Raw genomic sequence first — 17,221 nt, 5'->3', positions numbered from 1 at the left:
ATGGCTGACAGCCGATCGGGCCGGCGGGGCTCCTACGCGAAAGGCGTGGCGAAGCGGGAGGAGATCCTCACGCGCGCCCTCGAGGTCATCGCGCGCGAGGGGTACCGCGGCGCCTCCGTGAAGGAGCTGGCGGATGCCGCAGGTCTGAGTCAGGCGGGCCTCCTGCACTACTTCGGCAGCAAGGAGGAGCTCTTCACCGAGATCCTGCGCAAGCGCGACGAGCTCGACTCCGCGGCATTCGGCCCCGACGGCGAGCACCCCGAGAACCACGATCTGCGCGACGCGTACGTCGCGGTCCTCGGCCACAACGCCGACGTGCCCGGCCTCGTGCAGCTGTACGCCCGGCTCTCCGTCGACGCGGCCGACCCGGGGCATCCCGCACACAGGTTCTTCCTCGAGCGCGGCGAAGCGCTGCGCGGCATGTTCGCCGACGAGATCGCACGCCGGCAGTCGGCGGGTGAGCTCACCGACCGCATCGAGCCCGCGGCCCTCGCCCGCGTTCTGCAGGCCGTCGCCGACGGGCTGCAGGTGCAATGGATGCTCGAACCCGACGTCGACATGGCCGCGACGGTGTCGGCGCTGCTCGACGCCCTGGATCCGCGTCCCGCCGCGGAAGGCGACGCACGATGAGCTGGCACGACGACGGTCCCGTCGTCGCCACCGCGAGCGGCCGGGTGCGAGGCTTCTGGCGCGGCGGCGCGGACGCGCGCGACAGGTCGGCGGCGTTCCTCGGCATCCCGTTCGCGAAGCCACCCGTGGGGGACCTGCGCTTCGCGGCCCCCGTGCCGGTCGACCCGTGGGACGGCGTGCGCGACGCGCTCGAGTTCGGCCCGACCGCGCAACGCGGTGACACCGGCATCACCCTGATCCCCGAGCCCTCGATCCCCGGCGATGCGACGCTCAACGTCAACGTCTTCACGCCCTCACCGCGGGAGATGGATGCCGCGCTCCCCGTGCTCGTGTGGATCCACGGCGGCGGCTACATCTCGGGATCGCCCGCGAGCCCGTGGTACGACGGCCGCTCGTTCAACCGCGACGGCGTCGTCACCGTGTCCGTCTCGTACCGGCTCGGCTTCGACGGGTTCGGGCACATCCCCGGCGCCCCGTCGAACCGCGGCGTGCGCGATTGGCTGCTCGCGCTGCACTGGGTGCAGGAGAACATCGCCTCGTTCGGCGGCGACCCCTCGCGCGTCACGATCGCCGGTCAGTCCGCGGGCGGCGGCGCGGTGCTGACGCTGCTCGGGATGCCGGCGGCCCAGCACCTGTTCCACTCGGTGTACGCGCTCTCCGGCGCCGTCGCCGACGTCTCCGCCGAGCGGGCCCGCACGGCGTCGGCCAGGCTCGCCCACCTCGCCGGCGTGGCCCCGACGCGCGACGGCTTCGCGTCGGCCTCCGAGGCGACGCTGCACGAACTGCAGACCACGGCCGGCGAGCCCGACTCGAAAGACCGGCTCGCCCCGGTGCGTGCGCTGCTCGCCGACGGGCTCCCGTGGGGTCCCGTGATCGACGGTGAACTGCTCGAGCAGCCCACGCTCGCATCCCTGCGATCGGGGGTCGGTGCCGGCAAGCCGCTGGTGCTCGGTTCGACCGACGACGAGTTCACGATGGTGATGGACGACGCCAAGCGGGCACTGCGCCTCGTGCCGCCCACCCTCGGTCTCGCCAACCTGGGGGTCCCCCGCGAGCGGCGACGGGCCTATCTCGCCGACAACGGGCCGCAGCGCCGCAAGGGGACGGCGGCCTTGCTCGGCCGGTACGTCACGGACGTGGTGTTCCGCTCCGAGGTGGTGCGGATCGCCGAGGCGCGCGGGAGCGCTCCGACCTGGGTCTATCGCTTCACGTGGCCCTCGCCCGCGCGCGGGTGGGCGATGCACTGCCTCGACGTGCCGTTCTGGTTCGACTGCCTCGACGACCCGCACGTGCGCGCCATCGCCGGCGACGCTCCCCCGCGGCGGCTCGCCGACGCCGTGCACGGCGCCGCCGTCGCCCTGGTCCGCGACGGGACGCCCGGCTGGCGGGCGTGGTCGGACGCACCCGGGACCACCCGCATCTTCGGGGCCGAGGGATCCGCCCCCGACGTCGTGCGCGACGGCTACCGGAGCGTGGCCGCTCTACTCTGATCCCGGCGACGCGACCCGGCCGCAATCGGGCCCGACGACGTCAGCTCAGGGCGGCGACGACCTCGCGTTCGAAGAGCTCGACCCCCGAGACGTCGTACGCGGCCTCGGGGAAGTAGTGGATGGCGTACGTGATGCCGTGCCGCTCGCGCTCGGCGAGACGCTCGGCGACCTGCTCGACCGAGCCGAACGCGGGCGAGTTGAGGTAGTCGCGCTCGAGGTGGTCGGCCCGCTCCTGACCGAGGTGCGGAGTCAGCCGGTCCATGACGGCCGCCAGGCGCTCACGCGCCTCGGTCTCGGTGGCACCCACGATCGTGTTGAAGTTCGAGGTGCGGGTGATCGACGCGAAGTCGCGGCCGATCGCGTCGCAGTGGCGGCGAAGCACGTCGCTCTTGCGGTCGATGTCTTCGAGCGATCCGGCGTAGTTGGTGTACGCGGCGTACTGCGCCGCGATCTTGAGCGTCACCTTCTCGCCGCCGCCGGCGACCCACATCGGGATGCCGCCGTCCTGCAGCGGCAGCGGGCGCACGATGGCTCCGTCGACCTGGTAGAACTCGCCGTCGAGGGTCGCGCGGCCGGTGGTCCACGCCTGCTGCATGATGTCGACTCCTTCCCGCAGCATCCGCAGGCGCTCCGGGATCGTCGGGAAGCCGTAGCCGTACGCGCGCCATTCGTGCTCGTACCACCCGCCGCCGATGCCCATCTCGACGCGGCCGCCCGAGACGATGTCGGCGGTCGCGGCGACCTTCGCGAGGTAGGCGGGGTTGCGGTAGCCCATGCACGTGCACATCTGCCCGAGGCGGATGCGGCTCGTCGAGGCCGCGAACGCGGCCATGAGCGTCCACGCCTCGTGCGTGGCCTCCTCGGAGTGCACCGGGGTGGTGTGGAAGTGGTCGTACACCCACAGCGACTCCCACGGTCCGGCGTCGGCGCGCTGCGCGAGCCCGTTCATCACCTCCCAGTGCTGCTCGGGGTCGATGCCCACGAGGTCGAATCGCCAGCCCTGGGGGATGAAGGTTCCGAAGCGCATGCCCCCCAGCCTAGGGCGAGGGCGGATGCCTCGGCCCGGCGCCGCGGCACCTCAGCGCACCGGGAAGACCCGGGCGTGCGGCATCCGTTCGCGCATGACGGCGACCGCCTCGGGGTTGTGGTCGACGAGCACGGCGTTCCGGCCGAGCGCCGACGCCACGGCGCCGGTGGTGCCGCTGCCGGCGAAGAAGTCGAGCACGCGATCGCCCGGCCGCGACGAGGCCTGCACGATGCGGCGGAGGATGCCCTCGGGCTTCTGCGTGGGGTACCCGGTCTTCTCGCGTCCGGTGGTCGGCACGATCGTGTGCCACCACACGTCGGTGGGGAGCTTGCCGCGCTCGGCCTTCTCGGGGGTCACGAGCCCCGGCGCCATGTACGGCTCGCGGTCGACGGCGGCCGAGTCGAACCAGTACCGCTGCGGGTTCTTGACGTACACCAGGATCGTGTCGTGCTTGGTCGGCCACCGCTTGCGCGTCTTGGCGCCGTAGTCGTACGCCCAGATCAGCTCGTTGAGGAACCTCTCGCGCCCCACGAGCGCGTCGAGCAGCACCTTCGCGTAGTGCGCCTCGCGGTAGTCGAGGTGCAGGTAGAGGGTGCCGTCGTCGGCGAGCAGCCGCCAGGCCTCGAGCAGCCGCGGCTCGAGGAACCCCCAGTAGTCGTCGAACCGGTCATCGTACGCGCGCAGGTCCCCGCGGATGCGCACATACTCCCGCCCGTGGAATCCGCGCCGCACGACCCCGCCGTCGTCCCCGCCGCCGTCACCGTCCGTGCCGCCGCCGCCGTCCCCGCCGTCCCCGCCGTCCCCGCCGTCCCCGCCGTCCCCGCCGTCCCCGCCGTCACCGCGAGAGTGCATGTGGTGGACCAGGGGGAGGGAACCACCCTTACTCTCGTCCGCCAGCTGCACTCTCGCGGAACCGGCGGCCGCGGAGACGCCGGCGGCCGCGGAAGCCGCGGCGGCGGCCGCGGAGACGGCGGCGGCGGAGGGGGACGGATGCCGCGACCGCGCCGTCTCGATCGACCGCTCCTGGGGGCGGCCGGTGTTGAACGGCGGGTCGAGGTAGATCAGGGTGAACGACTCGTCCGGCAGCCCGCGGATGACCTCGAGGTTGTCGCCCTCGTGGATCTCGACCGCTCCGAGCCCGGGCGGCGCCGGCGTGGTCCCGGGCTCAGCGGCCGCGGACACGGGGGCCGTGGCATCGGTCACGGCACGCGCCGCAGCCAGGCGTCGGTCGCGAACTTCGACGCGACGAGCGCCTCGGCCTCGGCGTACTCGTCGGCGGTCAGGTGCCCGGGCACCGCGCCGTACAGGTTCGCGAACGTGTCCTTGAGCTTCTCGATGATCGCCTCGCGCGGCAGCCCGGTCTGACGCCGGAGCGGATCGACGCGCTTGGCCGCCGAGGTGGTGCCCTTGTCGCTGAGCTTCTCGCGGCCGATGCGCAGCACCTCGGTCATCGTGTGACCGTCCATGTCGTAGCTGAGGGTCGCGTGGTGCAGCACGCCGCCGTTGGCGAGGCGCTTCTGCGCGGCGCCGCCGATCTTGCCCTGCGGCGAGGCGATGTCGTTGAGGGGCTGGTAGGTCGCCTCGATGCCGAGGGCGCGCAGCGCCTGCAGCACCCAGTCGTCGAGGAAGGCGTACGAGTCCGCGAACGTGAGGCCAGCGACGAGGGATGCCGGAACGTACAGCGAATACGTCACGATCGAGTTCGCGGCCATGAGCATGGCCCCGCCGCCCGAGATGCGCCGGACCACGTCGAACCCGTGCCGTGCGGCGCCGTCGGGATCGACCTCGTTGCGCAGCGACTGGAACGAGCCGATCACGACGGCGTTCTCGTTCCACTCCCACAGGCGCAGGGTCGGCCGGCGCCGGCCGTCGCCGACGCGCCCCGTGAGCACCTCGTCGAGCGCGAGGTTCATGCGCGGCGACACCGGCTTCTCGTGGACGATCTCCCAGTCGAAGTCGCGCCAGCCGGGTGCCGTGACCAGAGCGCGCCGCACCGCGGTGCCGACCGCCTCGGGCGTGAACCCGAGCAGCTGCGCGCCGTCGGGGAGCGCCGAGCGCACCGCGGCCGCGATCGTGGCGACGTCAGCCTCGACGGGAAGCCCGTTCACCGCCGCGTCGATGTCGTCCAGCGCGTCGTCGGGCTCGAGGAAGAAGTCCCCTGCGAGGTGGAAGTCCGCGATGCGCCCGTCGCGCTCCTCCAGGTCGACGACGACGAGCTTTCCGCCCGGTACCTTGTATTCGCCGTGCATCCCCTCAGCCTATGGGGCGCGAGACTCGGTCGTTGAGCGAGCGAAGCGAGACGAAACGCTGGCAACCGACGAGCGACGGAGGCCGGGGGCGTTTCGTCCCGCTCGCTCCTCGCTCGCTCAACGACCGTGGGTCAGGACGTGCAGGCGCGTCCGTCCAGCCAGAAGATCCACGGCAGGTCGGGCTCGCCCGTCACGTGCAGCAGCGCGCTCGGCGCGTTTCCGGGTCGCGCCGCGGCGGTCACCGTGACGCCGGCACCGTCCTGGGTGAACGAGCCCCGCGTCGCCTTGCGCACGGTCTGGTCGCCCGAGAAGAAGAACGCCAGGTTCCCCGCCTCAGACGTCCGCACCTTCGCCGCGAAGCCGTCGCCGTCTGCCTCGGCGTCCCACATCACGTGGCAGTCGAGCGGCGAGACGGCGGGGTTCGCGAACTCGACGAGCTCGCGGGCCTGCTCGACGAACCACTGCCCTGCGGCCGGGTCCTCGATCCCGCGTGCCGGGTCGAGCGGACCGCCGGTGCCGCGATGGCACTTGCCGTCGGACTCCCCGGGCACCTTGATCCACAGGTACGCGTCGACCAGCGGCACGCCGGTGTCGGTGTCGGGGCGCACGCCCAGGCCCCGGTCCGGCGGATTGCACCAGTCCTCGTGCTCGGGGAAGGCCCCGACGGGGTACTGCCACGGGCCGATGCCGTTGCGGCTGGTGTCGATGACGAAGTGAGTGCTCGCCTCGACGTCGCCCAGGATCAGGGCGTAGCGCGAATCCACGCCGCTCGTGTTCAGCGCCGGGTCCGCGGCATCCGCGGTCCACTCGCCGTACGGCGACATGCCGACGCCCTGCCAGTCCGTGGCGGGTCCGCCGTTCCAGTACTGGTTGCCGCAGTCCCCGAATCCGCCCGGGGTCACCTGCGTGACGTAGGCGATGCACTGCGAGACCCACGTGCCGTAGACGACCGAGTTCGTCGTGAACTGGTAGTTCGAGGCGTTCAGGAAGAAGCCGTCGGCCCGCTCCACGCCGCCCTTGATCAGCCGGTCCGAGATCTCGCCGACGTTCAGCCAGGCAGAGCTCGTGCCGTCGAGATAGACGGATGCCGCGGGCAGCGCCCCGAACGCGTCGACCGCGTGGTTGAGCTGCACGTAGCGGTCCGCGGCCGCGGTCTCGGCGGGGATCTCGGCCGGCTGGCACCACTCGGTGACGCCGTCGAGCGTGGTGTAGTGGGGGATGATGCCGAGCCCGTCGGGCTCCAGGATCACCGTCGCCGGGCGATCGCCGATGCCCGCCGCGAAACCGTCGATCCACGCGGTGTAGGCCGCGGTGTCGAGCGCGCCGCCGGCGGAGTACTGCGCGCAGTCGCGGAAGGGCAGGTTGTAGGCGACGAGCACCGGCATGCGCCCGGCTGCGGCGGCGGCGGTGACGACCTCGTCGACCGCGGCCTGCACCTCGGCGGGCGAGCCGCTGGTGAACCAGTCGGCCGAGGGGATCGAGCCCAGCAGCTGCGCGTCGGCGCGCGCCTGGCCGGTGAGGGACTGTGCCGCTTCGAGCGTCGTGCTCCAGGGGTTGAGGTACAGCTCCGACCCCGCGAGTCCGGAGTCGTCGGCGTGCGCCGCGCTCGCGCCGATCGGCGCGGCGAGGACTGCTGCGAGCACCACGGCGCCGCCGAGCGCGGCGGCTCGGCGGCGGCGGTGGGTGGGTTCATGGGTCATGCGGGGGCTCCTTCGGTCGGCGTCGACCACCGGGCACCGTCGCCCGGGGAGGACCGCCGTGGGATCATGGGAGCGCTCCCACGGCGGTCGCTGTGGAAAGGATGGCGCATCGGACCCGTGCGCGTCAACGGTCAGGGCGGCACGGTCGCCGCCTCCGGCCGAGCAGGCGGCCGAGCGGCGCGCGCGGCTGTCAGTCGCGCTCGGGGAAGCGGCGGTCGAGCCACGCGAGCAGATCGGCGCGCACGTCGGCCTGCATGACCTCGTTGAAGATCTCGTGGCGCGCCTCCGGGTACACCAGCGTCGTCACGTCGGTGAAGCCCGAGCGGGTGCGGTAGGCGTCGGCGAGCTTGTGGACGCTCCGCGGGCCGCCGACCGTGTCGTCGCGCCCCACCATGAGCAGGGTCGGGATGTCGCGACCGAGGTTCTTGCGCGGCAGGCCGTACATGCGGAGCGAGTCGCGCACGCCCAGGAGCCGGACCGGGTCCTCGGTGGTGGTGAGCGGGTCGTCGAGGAACGCCCGGCCGACCGAGAGATCGCTCGAGAGCCACTCCGTCCCCATCGCTCCCGGGGCGTCCCACCGCTTGTTGAGATTGCTCGCGCGCATCCAGCCCGGCCGGCGCAGCGCCGTGCCGGTGAGGACGAGGCCGTCGTAGGCCGGGGCGTTGTCGTTGACCAGCATCTGGGCGAGCACCGAGCCGCCGGAGTGACCGAGCAAAACGAGAGGCAACCCCGGATGCTCCGCCCGGATCTGCCGCGTCAGCTGGCTCATCGCAGCCAGCGCTGCGCGGAGTCCACCCGGACCTGGGCGCCCGAGCTTCGACAGGTCCCCGCCGTGGTGACCCATGCCGGTGCGCCCGTGCCCGCGGTGGTCGGCCGCGTACACCGTGTACCCGTCGGCGGTGAGCGCCTGGATGAGCGCGCCGTACCGACCGGCGTGCTCGCCGACGCCGTGCAGCAGCTGCACCACCGCACGAGTCTCGGTCTGCGCCGGGTGGACGTCGTAGAAGATCGCGACGCCGTGTGCATCCGTGAACTCGGGCATGCGGAGCAGTCTATGGCGCGGGCCCGGGCGCCCGGGCTGCGCGACGCGTGGAGGGGGAGTGGGGAGGATGCCGCGACCGCCGTGCGACGTGCGGTCGCGGCATCCGTTTTCTTTAGCGAAGCTAATGAGCTATGCTAACTAACTGCATGAGCACCTCAGAGAACCCCGCGAACGACACCGGCAACGACTCCCCCGATCACTCGGAGGCCGCCTCGACGCTGCGGATCGCGACGTTCCGCCTCGCTCGGCGCATGCGCACGCAGCGCGCCGTCGACTCGATGAGCGACGGCCAGTTCGCCGTGCTGGCGGCACTGTGGACGCACGGTCCGCACACCCTGGGCGAGCTCGCCGACCGTGAGCGCGTGTCGGCCCCGTCGATGAACCGCACCGTCAACTGCCTGCAGGACTCGGGCTACACCACCCGATCGGCCGACGAGAACGACGGCCGCAAGGTCGTGGTCTCTCTGACCGACGCGGGACGCGCGGTCGTCGCCGAGACGGCGCGGCGCCGCGACGCGTGGGTCGAGACGGCGCTGGCCGAGCTGACCCCGCACGAGCGTTCGGTCCTCGCCGAGGCCGCCGAGATCATGGCGAGGGTGGCTGCCCGATGACCCCCTCGTCCCCTCCACCCGCCGCCGGCACGTCGCGCGGGGCCTCCGGTCGCGGACGCCGTGGCATGTTCCGGTCGTTCTCGGTCTTCAACTACCGGGTGTGGTTCATCGGCGCGCTGGTGTCGAACACCGGCGCGTGGATGCAGGCCACCGCCCTCAGCTGGGTCGTGCTCACCGAGCTCACCGACAACGACGCCGCCGCGATGGGGATCACCATGGCGCTGCAGTTCGCGCCGCCGCTCCTCCTCGTCGGCGTGACGGGGTGGGTCGCCGACCGCTTCGAGCGACGGCGACTGCTCGTCGTGACGCAGACCCTGCTGCTCCTCCTCGGCATCGCGATCGGCATCCTGCTGCTCCTGGGCGTCATGACGCTGCCGATCATGTACGCGTTCGCGCTCGCGCTCGGCATCATCGCCGCGTTCGACAACCCGGCACGCCAGGCGTTCGTGTCGGACCTCGTCTCACGCGAGATCGCCTCGAACGCCGTCGCCCTCAACGCGGCATCCTTCAACGGCGCCCGCATGATCGGGCCCGCGATCGCCGGCGTCGTGATCGTCGCGGTCGGCACCGGCTGGGTGTTCCTCGTCAACGGCGTGACGTTCCTGGCGATGATCGTCGCGCTGATACTCATCCGCACCGACCAGCTCGTTCCCCGCGTGAGGGCGCCGGGCGCGTCGCGGCTGGCCGACGGGTTCCGCTACGTCGCACGGCGGCCCGACCTCATCGTGACGTTCGCGATGGTGTTCCTCGTGGGCGCCTTCGGCATGAACTTCCCGATCTTCGCCTCGACGATGGCGCTCGAGTTCGGCCAGGAGGCCGACGGCTACGGCCTGCTCAGCTCGATCCTGGCGATCGGCTCGCTCGCCGGCGCGCTGCTGGCGGCGCAGCGCGATCGCGCCCGCATCCGCGTCGTCATCGGCGGCACGCTGCTGTTCGCCGCCGCCGCCGCGGTGTCGGCCGCGATGCCGTCGTACTGGGCATATGCCGCGACGCTCATGTTCACCGGATTCGCCGTCGTGACGATGCTCACGACCGCCAACGGATACGTGCAGACCACGACCGACCCCGCGCTGCGTGGGCGCGTCCTCGCTCTCTACATGGCGATCCTCATGGGCGGAACGCCCATCGGCGCGCCCATCGTGGGCTGGGTCGCCGACCAGTTCGGCCCGCGCGCCGCCATCCTCCTCGGCGCTGCTGCCGCGCTCGTCGCCTTCGCGGTGGGCGCGACGTGGCTCGTCGTCTCGGGCCGCCTGCACCGCCACGAGCAGAAGCGCTTCCGCCTCACGATCGACGAGACGCGCCCCCTCTCGGTGGTCCCGCCCGAGGAGTTCAGCGACGCCGTCGCCGGCACGACCCCGATCCGCCTCCCCGTCGACCACGACCCGCGCCAGCGCCGCACCGCCTGACCCCTCGCCGAGGGCTCCGGGATCCGGATCCGCTCGTCGTGGTCGTCGAGCACGAACGACTCGATCGGGATGGCGCGGTACAGGCGGTGGCGTGCCGGCTCGCGCAGCCTGGCGTGGTCCCACTCCCCGAGGCGCCGCTGGTCCGACCGTGCGTTGTAGACCGCGGCGTCTTCGGGCCTCATGCCCCCCGCCCTAGGATCGCGGCTCGCCCGCGGCCAGTAGTTCGGCGGGGTGCGTGAGCCGCCACCACTCGGTGGGCGGGGCGATGTCGCCGACGATGTGGACGTCGGCGCTCGCCGTGTTCGGCCCCGCCGTCCACGTGATCGTGCCGATGACCTCGCCGTCGGCATAGTCGGCGGGCGTCCTCGTGTCGACCGTGACCGTGATCGGGGTGTCCGACCACGTGAAGATCGACGCGGAGTCGGCCACGGCGACCTCGGCGCTCTCGCCCCACGGCGTCGTGAACGAGCCGAGCCGGTCGCCGGTGCTCGCGAGAGGCACCTGGCGGAAGCCGCCGCGGATGCTGGCCAGCAGTTCGACGACGTCGCTGCCGAGCGACTGCCGTGAGGATCCGCCGAGCATGACGCCGGTCACGCTGAGCCGCTCCGGCAATCCGACGCCGAGCATCGCGGTGTACAGCAGACCGTAGCTTCCCTCCCCGAGGTTGCCGGTCTTGAGCCCGGTGATCCCCTCGGTGCCGAGGAGGTTGTTGGTGTTGGTCATGACGCCGATCGTCGGGTGCGAGAACGACGCGGCACCGGTGATCGCCGCGATCACCGGATGGGCGGCTGCGATCTTCCCGAGCGCGATCAGGTCGGCGGGGGTGCTGACGTTGCGCAGGTCCATGCCGGTGGGTTCGACGATCGTGGTGCCCGTGAGGCCGTGGGCACCGAGCCATCCGCGCGTCGCGCGGAGGAACGCGCCCTGCGAGCCGTACGCCCAGGTCGAGACCGCCTCGGCGTAGTTGCTCGCGGAGGGGATGAGCATCGCGGCGAGCGCGTCGTGCAGCGACATCGAGCTGCCGGCGGGCATCTCGGCGATCGTGGCCCCGCGCGCGTAGTACTCGTCGTAGAGATCGTGGTCGGCCTCGCTGAACGTGATCGTCGGACCGGGATCGCCGGCGCCGTCCAACGGCTTCGCCTCCAGGACGACGAGCGCCGTGATGAGCTTGCTGATGCTCGCGATCGACCGGGGTTCGTTCGTGCCGCTGGACGCCCAGATGCCGCTCGCTTCCGCCCCGAGATAGGCGTCCGCACCCGAGATGCTGATGGCCGACGCACCTTCGGTCGGGAGGGCGATCGCGGCCGCGGCGGGTGCCGGCGCCGGCGGTGCGCTCCACGTTCCCGTGGGCGGACTCAGCGGGGCGGTGAGCGCCCAGCCCGTGTAGCCGCCGATCGTCGCGAGGATCACGAGGATCACGACCGAGACGACGATGCCGGCGCGTCGGCGACGGGCACGCCGCACCTCTGGAGGAAGCCGCCCGCGCCCCTCGGCGAACTCCTGCTCGTGGCTCATCAGCTCGGCGAAGTCGGAGAGATCGTCCGGCGAGTGGTGCGTCGTCATCGATGGCCCTGTCGGTAGTCCTGGTCCATCATGCAACACGCGAGCGCCGCAGTCCCTGCCCGGTATCACGCGCGCCGCACGCGGGCTCTTCAAGGCATGAACACCACATCCGCCATCACCGGCAACCGCACTGTCAAGCTCGTGCTCTCGATCGCGGGCTACGTCCTGGGTCTCGCCGCCGGCGTCACGGCCATCGTGGTCGGCGCCACGCGCCCGGAGCCCGGGTTCATCGTCATCGGAATCGCGTTCCTCGCGGCGGTTGCCGTCGCGTTCATCGCGGGTGCGACGGCGAGCCCGCGAGGATCGCTCAAGCCCGAGTACGGGGGCAAGTTCGTCCCTCCGGACTGGGCCTGGTACGTCGCCGCGGCCATCCTCGTGGTCGGCGTCGTCATCGGCGCGATCATGATCGCGGTCTGACACCCGCCGACACCGCCGGCCGTCGACCGTGGACAGCCTTCGCCGCTGGGCGCTGTGGGTCGCCGTCGCGGCGATCCTGCTCGCGGTCCTCGCGTGCGTCGGTGCGGGTCTGTCGATCTCGCCGCCGCCGCTCGGCGAGCGCATCGCCGCGCTCACCTCTCCCGGCGCCGACCTGCCCGACGGCATCGGACCGGACGAGCTCGCGACTCTCGGCGAAGAGGGCGCGTTCGGCGAGGCGACGGATCCGCCGGGTCTCGGCATCCCCTATCTCGTCCTCCCGGTCGGCCTGCTGCTCCTCACCGTCGCCCTCATGGCACTGCCCGCCCTCATCGGCCACCGCGCGACCGCGCTCGTGAACGGGATCGTGAGCCTCGTCGGGGGCCTGGTCGCCACGATCGCCGGCTTCGTGATGGCGATCTTCGCGTTCGTCGCGCTGACGGCGATGGTGACGCTCTTCCTCGCCGCGCCGTTCGGCACGCTGGCCTATCTGGCGATCTTCGGCTTCTTCGACATCTGGGCCTCGGCCGCAGTACTCGGGCTCGTGCTCGTGCTGCAGCTCGCGGCCGTCGTCTTCCTCGTCGTGGCCGAGCGACGGATGCTGGGAAACAAGCGCCTTGTCGTCTTCCTCCTGCTCGCCCTGCTGCTGACGTTCGTCACGATGGTGCTGCATTCGATCGTGCCGATCATCCTCGTGAGCATCACCGACGCGGTGGCGGCCCTCGTCACGGCGATCGTCGGGACGGTGTGGGCGCTGCTGCTGTTCGTCGGAGGCATCATCGCGCTCCTCAAGCAGCTGAACCTCGCCCGCCAGGCGGGCGGGCCGCTGCGCCAGGCCGACGAGAGCGACAGCCCGCTCGCCACGTGACACGGGGCCTGCCCGGAACCGCCGACAGACTCCGGTCTTCAGCTGATCAGGAGGCCCCGCTGCGACGGCGGCGCGCGATACCGATCCCGATCAGCACCAGTCCCGCCACCAGGACGATCGGGCCGATGATCGCCCACAGCGCGGAGCCGCTCATCGCCGACCCGCCCAGCACGCCCAGACCCTGCAGCGTCCACACCAGCCCCACGGCGCTCAGGATCACACCGACGACCACGAACGGCCAGATTCGCTTCACGCGGCCACCCTAGTCCTCCCCCTGGCGGAATTCGCGTCCTCGGGCGACAGCACCCGCACCACGCATTCATCCGCGACCGCGACGCACGTGAGGGTGAGGACGGTGCCGTCGTCGTAGACGGGAATCGGCTCGGGCTCCGTACACGAGAGGTCTGCGGAGTCCACGTCCTGCGCGGGATACTGCGACCCCTTCGTGCGCACGATCATCGCGTCGGGGGCGTCGGTGCAGAGCACGAGACGCGCCGGCTCCGGCAGCTCGATGTCGCACGCCGTCTGCGCCGGCACGAAGAGCGTCTCGAGTTCTTCGATCGCGCACGGCGCATCCGCGACGTCGGCGAACGTCAGCGTGCGGCTCCTGTCGAGCCAGCCGAGGGGCCCCTCGACACCGCCGCGGGCGTCGTCGGGCGTCGCCGGGGGCCGCACCGCGCCATAGAAGATCACGAGCACGGCCGCGACGACGAGGGCCACGAGCACGACGACGAAGAACTTGACGTTCATCGGCCGGCCGGTTCCGCGTCGGGGCGCGGCGGCCGCTCCACCGCGATCGTGGGGGCGGATGCCGCAGCGTCGGCCGGATCGGCGGGCGAAGGCGGCAGCCCGCCGGTGATCGGCTCGGCCAGCGCGGCACCCGGAGGCAGCGGTGGCGGCTCGGCCGGCGCGTGGGAGATCACCGGCAGTCGCTCCGTCCCTGGGAAGGCGGGCTCGGGCGGAGCCGGAGGCGCCTCGACCGGCAGGGTCGGCGGCTCAGGCGGCTCGGGAACCTCCGACGCCTCGGTGCCGCCGGTCGCCCCCGGGCCGTCCGGCCCGCTCGGGGTCGCGTCCTCGAACACGATCTCCACGGTCACATGCGCGGGCTTCTCCTGCTCCACGATCCGCCGCACCAGCGGTTCGTATGCGGACGCGGCGTGCGGCAGCACGACCCTCGCGTGGAACCTGCGCCCCCGGCCCCCGGCCGGGCCCACGCCCCCGGCCGGGCCCTCGCGCCCGGAGGCTCCGCGCAGCGCACCAGCGCTGTGCGGAGAGGGCGTGGGGACCGGAGCCGTCTCTTCGACCCGCACGCCCGCAACACCCGTCGCCCACTCCAGTGCCTCGCGCAGCCCGCGCGCGGTTCCCCGGCGCCGCGACAGAGCCGCCGCGCCGGCGACGACCTGGCGCAGGCGCCCCGGGCCCGTGTCGAACTCGCCCGACGCGTCGTCGAGCCACCGTGCCAGATCGACCCAGTGCGCGAGGAAGGGCACGAAGTGATCGGGCGCGCGCTGCGGGTCGAAGTAGTCCGGCAGATCGGCGAGCGCCTGTTCGACCGGCGCGTGCTGCTCCGCCATCACGTCGACGAGTGCCGCGAGCGGAGTCCCGGGCACGATGGCGCGCCGGTACACGTCCGGCAGGAGGCGGGCGATCCGGTCAGCCCGCATCGCCGTACTCCACCTCGATCTCGTGGACGCCCGGCGCGAACAGCCAGTTGGGCGGCAGCGACACCTCATCGGTGAACTCCCCCGGCGACGCCAGGCGCCAGCCGCGGCCGTCGCCGCTGCGGAAGACCCCGTCGGGGCCGCCGGCCAGCGCGAGCGGAGGGACCGTGTCGCCCGCGGCGACGCTGTAGAGCGCCTGGAAGGCGCCGGACTCCCGCAGCGGCAGGCCGCAGTCGCGGGTCGGCGTGCGCCAGGTTCCGCTCTCCTGCCTCGGGTTGGCGACCGCGATGCCGGCACGCTCGGTGGCCGCGAGGATCGTCTCGCCGATGAAGGCGATGTCGCGGCAGCTGCCGCCGGTCCATTTCGCCCCGGCGGCCTCCCACCCCTTGGCGTCCAGTTCGGTGCCGATCAGCTCGACGCGGAAGACGCCGGCGCCCTCCTCCTGACCGGTCGCGTACGCTCCCGCGACGAGGAAGCGGCGATTGGCCAGTTCGAGCGTGCGCAGCACGCGGATGTCCTGGGCTTCGAGCCCGATGTGGGTGAATGTGCCCGGACGCCCCGCTTCGAGCGAGAGGTAGACGCCCTTCAGCTCCTGGGCGGCGGCCGCCACCCGCAGCGACCCCGACGAGTCGACGACGGTCGTGACCGCGTAGAAGCCCATGCCGGCGTCCTCGGCGGCCACGAGGATGCGGTCGCCGACCGCCCCCTCGGCGAGAGGCTGGCGGAAGAGTCCCGCGTCCGTCGCCAGGAACGCGTGCGGCGTGCCTTCGATGACGGCGAGCGCCACCTCTTCGACGTGGAATTCGAACTGTGCGATGCGCGTCCACGTCTCGCCGTAGTCGAACGACGCGCGGACGAGGCTCGACTCGGTCTCGCCCAGCCGTGTGCTGGCGACGACGCACCCGGGTGCCGTGGCCAGCACGGCGACGCGCTCCACAGCCTCGCCCTCGAAGCGGGCGACGGCGACCCAGCCCGTCGCATCGTCGACGCTGCGGAACACGCGCGCGCCGCTCGCGCAGAACCAGGTGCGCGGGTGGTTCGGATCGCGCACGACCGACGGCACGACCCCGGGAACCTCCTCGACGACCAGCTTCACGTCGGAGACGTACCGCACGCCGCGCTCGCTCTGCAGGGCGTCGTAGACGCGCGCCACCCGCAGGTGCTCGCCGAACGGCCAGCCGGTGGCCCCCTCCAGCGGCACCGGCGAGAGCATGCGGTCGAGCCGCTCGCGCAGGCGTCGCTCGACGGCGGCGCGGTCCTCGGCGCGGTGCACCACGACCGAGGCGTGCACCCGCATGGGCATGAGCCCGGCCCAGGTCACCCCGACGCGCGCCCCGATCGGCTGCCGCTCGTGCAGCGCGGCCGCCAGCCGGTCGAGCACGTGTGGTGTCATCGCGGCGTCGAGAGAGGCGCGATCGACCGCCGCGCTGCCGGGGTCGGCAAGACCCGGGACCACGTACACCTGGACCTCTCCGGGTGTCGCGCCGGTCCAGGCATCCGCCCTCGTCACGGCTCGCGCACGCGACACCCCGCCGCTGGAGGCCACCGCGAACTGCTCGTAGTCGCGCGCCGTGACGACGCGGTCGAGCGTGTGGATCGACTGGGGCCCGCGGACCATCGCGTTCTCGAGCGTCTCGCGATCGCGCCCACCCGTCGCAGCCGCGGGGTTCGTGACCGTCACGCCTGGTACGGGGTCCTTCAGGGTCGTGAGCGCGCCCGGAGCGACGTTGCCGTTCGCGCCGCCGCCGCGGCGGTACCACGCGACGATCCGCCGGCCGTGGGCGGGCACCTCGGCGAGCGCGACGGGCTGGGCGGTGAGCGCGCCGTCGGGCTGGGCGAGCTGCGCCGCGGGGGCGAACATGATCACGCCCTCGGCGCGATCGACCGTGTAGCGGTGGGCGTCCTCACCGGGGGCGGGCGGAGCGCCGAAGTGCTCGACCTCGGTCCAGATGCGGTACGTCGCGCCGCGGTGCTCGCGGGCGGGGGCCCGGTCGCCGAGTTCACCCGGTTCGGCCTGCACCCCGACGACGAGATCGAAGACGTCGCCCGTCGGCAGGGTGATGGGCGGTCGGGCGACCCGCACCGACTGTCCCGGCTTGCCCGTGCCCTCGCCGAGATCCTCCGCCTCGACGACCTCGCCTGCGTACGCGCGCACGACGGCGGAGCGATCGCCCGCAGCGATGCGGGCATCCTCGACCGTGGTGAAGACGGGGGACTCGGCATCCGCCCGCGCCGTCGAGACGTGGCTGCCGCGCGGGATGACGACGTCGGTCGCGGCGGGCGTCGCGAGCGAGAACTCCAGATCGACGGATGCCGCGGCCGGCGGCATGACGCGAACCCCGATGAGTTCGAGAAACTGCACGAAGGCCTTCTCGGGCAGCCGGTTCACGCGGTAGAGCAGGGTGTCGGTGAGGTACGCGAATACCTCGAGGAGGGTGATGCCCGGGTCGCCCGGCGAGAGGTCGGTCCATTCGGGACTGCGTGCGGCGATCATCGCCTTGGCGTCGGATACGAGCCGGTCGAAGTCGCGGTCGTCGAGGTTCGGGATCGGCATGGGCAT

Annotated in this window: 16 protein-coding genes; 6 read left to right on the top strand and 10 right to left on the bottom strand. The window is 72.4% G+C overall.

The annotated features are described in order from the left end of the window. Positions 1-630 (top strand): TetR/AcrR family transcriptional regulator, encoded by a 630-nt coding sequence (locus IM778_RS02095; protein ID WP_194410466.1) that lies wholly within the window; start codon positions 1-3, stop codon positions 628-630. Next, positions 627-2,120: a carboxylesterase/lipase family protein gene (locus tag IM778_RS02090; protein WP_194410465.1), complete on the top strand. Its 1,494-nt coding sequence runs from the start codon at positions 627-629 to the stop codon at positions 2,118-2,120. Before IM778_RS02095 ends, IM778_RS02090 begins: the two co-directional genes overlap by 4 nt. Positions 2,121-2,160: 40 nt before the next feature. Here the strand turns inward: IM778_RS02090 and IM778_RS02085 are convergent, their stop codons facing one another. The 5 genes from IM778_RS02085 to IM778_RS02065 all read right to left on the bottom strand — a co-directional run bounded on the left by IM778_RS02085 (position 2,161) and on the right by IM778_RS02065 (position 8,138). Further along, positions 2,161-3,147 carry an LLM class F420-dependent oxidoreductase gene (locus tag IM778_RS02085; protein ID WP_194410464.1) on the bottom strand — a complete coding sequence of 329 codons (987 nt, stop codon included), beginning with the start codon at positions 3,145-3,147 and terminating at the stop codon, positions 2,161-2,163. A 51-nt stretch (positions 3,148-3,198) separates the two neighbouring features. Then, positions 3,199-4,269, bottom strand: a complete 1,071-nt coding sequence (locus IM778_RS02080) for a DNA-methyltransferase (protein WP_194411681.1) — start codon at positions 4,267-4,269, stop codon at positions 3,199-3,201. Positions 4,270-4,346: 77 nt separating this feature from the next. Next, complete coding sequence (locus tag IM778_RS02075; protein WP_194410463.1) at positions 4,347-5,396, bottom strand: lipoate-protein ligase LplAB; 1,050 nt, start codon at positions 5,394-5,396, stop codon at positions 4,347-4,349. Positions 5,397-5,527: 131 nt separating this feature from the next. Continuing rightward, positions 5,528-7,096, bottom strand: a complete 1,569-nt coding sequence (locus IM778_RS02070; RefSeq protein ID WP_194410462.1) for a glycoside hydrolase family 6 protein — start codon at positions 7,094-7,096, stop codon at positions 5,528-5,530. 190 nt (positions 7,097-7,286) lie between these two features. After that, a complete protein-coding gene (locus tag IM778_RS02065) occupies positions 7,287-8,138 on the bottom strand; it encodes an alpha/beta fold hydrolase (protein ID WP_194410461.1) in 852 nt (283 codons plus the stop codon). A gap of 146 nt (positions 8,139-8,284) precedes the next feature. On the opposite strand from IM778_RS02065, the gene IM778_RS02060 reads away from it, so the two are divergent. Both IM778_RS02060 and IM778_RS02055 read left to right on the top strand, forming a co-directional pair. After that, on the top strand, positions 8,285-8,749 hold the full coding sequence (locus tag IM778_RS02060; protein ID WP_194410460.1) for a MarR family winged helix-turn-helix transcriptional regulator: 465 nt from the start codon (positions 8,285-8,287) through the stop codon (positions 8,747-8,749). Between the two features lie 65 nt (positions 8,750-8,814). After that, positions 8,815-10,155: an MFS transporter gene (locus IM778_RS02055; protein WP_194411680.1), complete on the top strand. Its 1,341-nt coding sequence runs from the start codon at positions 8,815-8,817 to the stop codon at positions 10,153-10,155. 192 nt (positions 10,156-10,347) lie between these two features. Here the strand turns inward: IM778_RS02055 and IM778_RS02050 are convergent, their stop codons facing one another. Then, positions 10,348-11,718, bottom strand: a complete 1,371-nt coding sequence (locus tag IM778_RS02050; RefSeq protein ID WP_194410459.1) for a D-alanyl-D-alanine carboxypeptidase family protein — start codon at positions 11,716-11,718, stop codon at positions 10,348-10,350. 96 nt (positions 11,719-11,814) lie between these two features. On the opposite strand from IM778_RS02050, the gene IM778_RS02045 reads away from it, so the two are divergent. Together IM778_RS02045 and IM778_RS02040 are read left to right on the top strand one after the other, a co-directional pair. Beyond that, positions 11,815-12,135 carry a hypothetical protein gene (locus tag IM778_RS02045; RefSeq protein ID WP_194410458.1) on the top strand — a complete coding sequence of 107 codons (321 nt, stop codon included), beginning with the start codon at positions 11,815-11,817 and terminating at the stop codon, positions 12,133-12,135. A gap of 28 nt (positions 12,136-12,163) precedes the next feature. Beyond that, positions 12,164-13,000, top strand: coding sequence for a hypothetical protein (locus tag IM778_RS02040; RefSeq protein WP_194410457.1), 837 nt, complete (start codon positions 12,164-12,166; stop codon positions 12,998-13,000). Between the two features lie 46 nt (positions 13,001-13,046). Here IM778_RS02040 and IM778_RS02035 read toward each other — a convergent pair whose 3' ends face one another. The 4 genes from IM778_RS02035 to IM778_RS02020 are packed head-to-tail and all read right to left on the bottom strand — an operon-like array spanning position 13,047 to position 17,221. Continuing rightward, entirely contained in the window at positions 13,047-13,253 is a 207-nt protein-coding gene (locus IM778_RS02035; RefSeq protein WP_194410456.1) for a hypothetical protein, read from the bottom strand. Continuing rightward, positions 13,250-13,750: a hypothetical protein gene (locus tag IM778_RS02030; protein WP_194410455.1), complete on the bottom strand. Its 501-nt coding sequence runs from the start codon at positions 13,748-13,750 to the stop codon at positions 13,250-13,252. The genes IM778_RS02035 and IM778_RS02030 overlap by 4 nt, the downstream gene beginning before the upstream one ends. Further along, positions 13,747-14,664: a phage tail protein gene (locus tag IM778_RS02025; RefSeq protein ID WP_194410454.1), complete on the bottom strand. Its 918-nt coding sequence runs from the start codon at positions 14,662-14,664 to the stop codon at positions 13,747-13,749. The genes IM778_RS02030 and IM778_RS02025 overlap by 4 nt, the downstream gene beginning before the upstream one ends. After that, entirely contained in the window at positions 14,654-17,221 is a 2,568-nt protein-coding gene (locus tag IM778_RS02020) for a baseplate J/gp47 family protein (protein ID WP_194410453.1), read from the bottom strand. Before IM778_RS02020 ends, IM778_RS02025 begins: the two co-directional genes overlap by 11 nt.

Origin of the sequence: Microbacterium cremeum (assembly GCF_015277855.1) — a bacterium.
In the GTDB taxonomy this organism is placed as follows: domain Bacteria; phylum Actinomycetota; class Actinomycetes; order Actinomycetales; family Microbacteriaceae; genus Microbacterium; species Microbacterium cremeum.
Note: the sequence above shows the minus strand (reverse complement) of the source record. Positions and strands in the feature narration are given on the sequence as shown.

Excerpts from the sequence above, each read along its gene's own strand:
- IM778_RS02090 (WP_194410465.1), top strand. The coding sequence starts at position 627 with ATGAGCTGGCACGACGACGGTCCCGTCGTCGCCACCGCGAGCGGCCGG.
- IM778_RS02060 (WP_194410460.1), top strand. The coding sequence starts at position 8,285 with ATGAGCACCTCAGAGAACCCCGCGAACGACACCGGCAACGACTCCCCC.
- IM778_RS02065 (WP_194410461.1), bottom strand. The coding sequence starts at position 8,138 with ATGCCCGAGTTCACGGATGCACACGGCGTCGCGATCTTCTACGACGTC.
- IM778_RS02045 (WP_194410458.1), top strand. The coding sequence starts at position 11,815 with ATGAACACCACATCCGCCATCACCGGCAACCGCACTGTCAAGCTCGTG.
- IM778_RS02025 (WP_194410454.1), bottom strand. The coding sequence starts at position 14,664 with ATGCGGGCTGACCGGATCGCCCGCCTCCTGCCGGACGTGTACCGGCGC.
- IM778_RS02085 (WP_194410464.1), bottom strand. The coding sequence starts at position 3,147 with ATGCGCTTCGGAACCTTCATCCCCCAGGGCTGGCGATTCGACCTCGTG.
- IM778_RS02030 (WP_194410455.1), bottom strand. The coding sequence starts at position 13,750 with ATGAACGTCAAGTTCTTCGTCGTCGTGCTCGTGGCCCTCGTCGTCGCG.
- IM778_RS02050 (WP_194410459.1), bottom strand. The coding sequence starts at position 11,718 with ATGACGACGCACCACTCGCCGGACGATCTCTCCGACTTCGCCGAGCTG.
- IM778_RS02070 (WP_194410462.1), bottom strand. The coding sequence starts at position 7,096 with ATGACCCATGAACCCACCCACCGCCGCCGCCGAGCCGCCGCGCTCGGC.
- IM778_RS02075 (WP_194410463.1), bottom strand. The coding sequence starts at position 5,396 with ATGCACGGCGAATACAAGGTACCGGGCGGAAAGCTCGTCGTCGTCGAC.
- IM778_RS02055 (WP_194411680.1), top strand. The coding sequence starts at position 8,815 with ATGTTCCGGTCGTTCTCGGTCTTCAACTACCGGGTGTGGTTCATCGGC.
- IM778_RS02020 (WP_194410453.1), bottom strand. The coding sequence starts at position 17,221 with ATGCCCATGCCGATCCCGAACCTCGACGACCGCGACTTCGACCGGCTC.
- IM778_RS02095 (WP_194410466.1), top strand. The coding sequence starts at position 1 with ATGGCTGACAGCCGATCGGGCCGGCGGGGCTCCTACGCGAAAGGCGTG.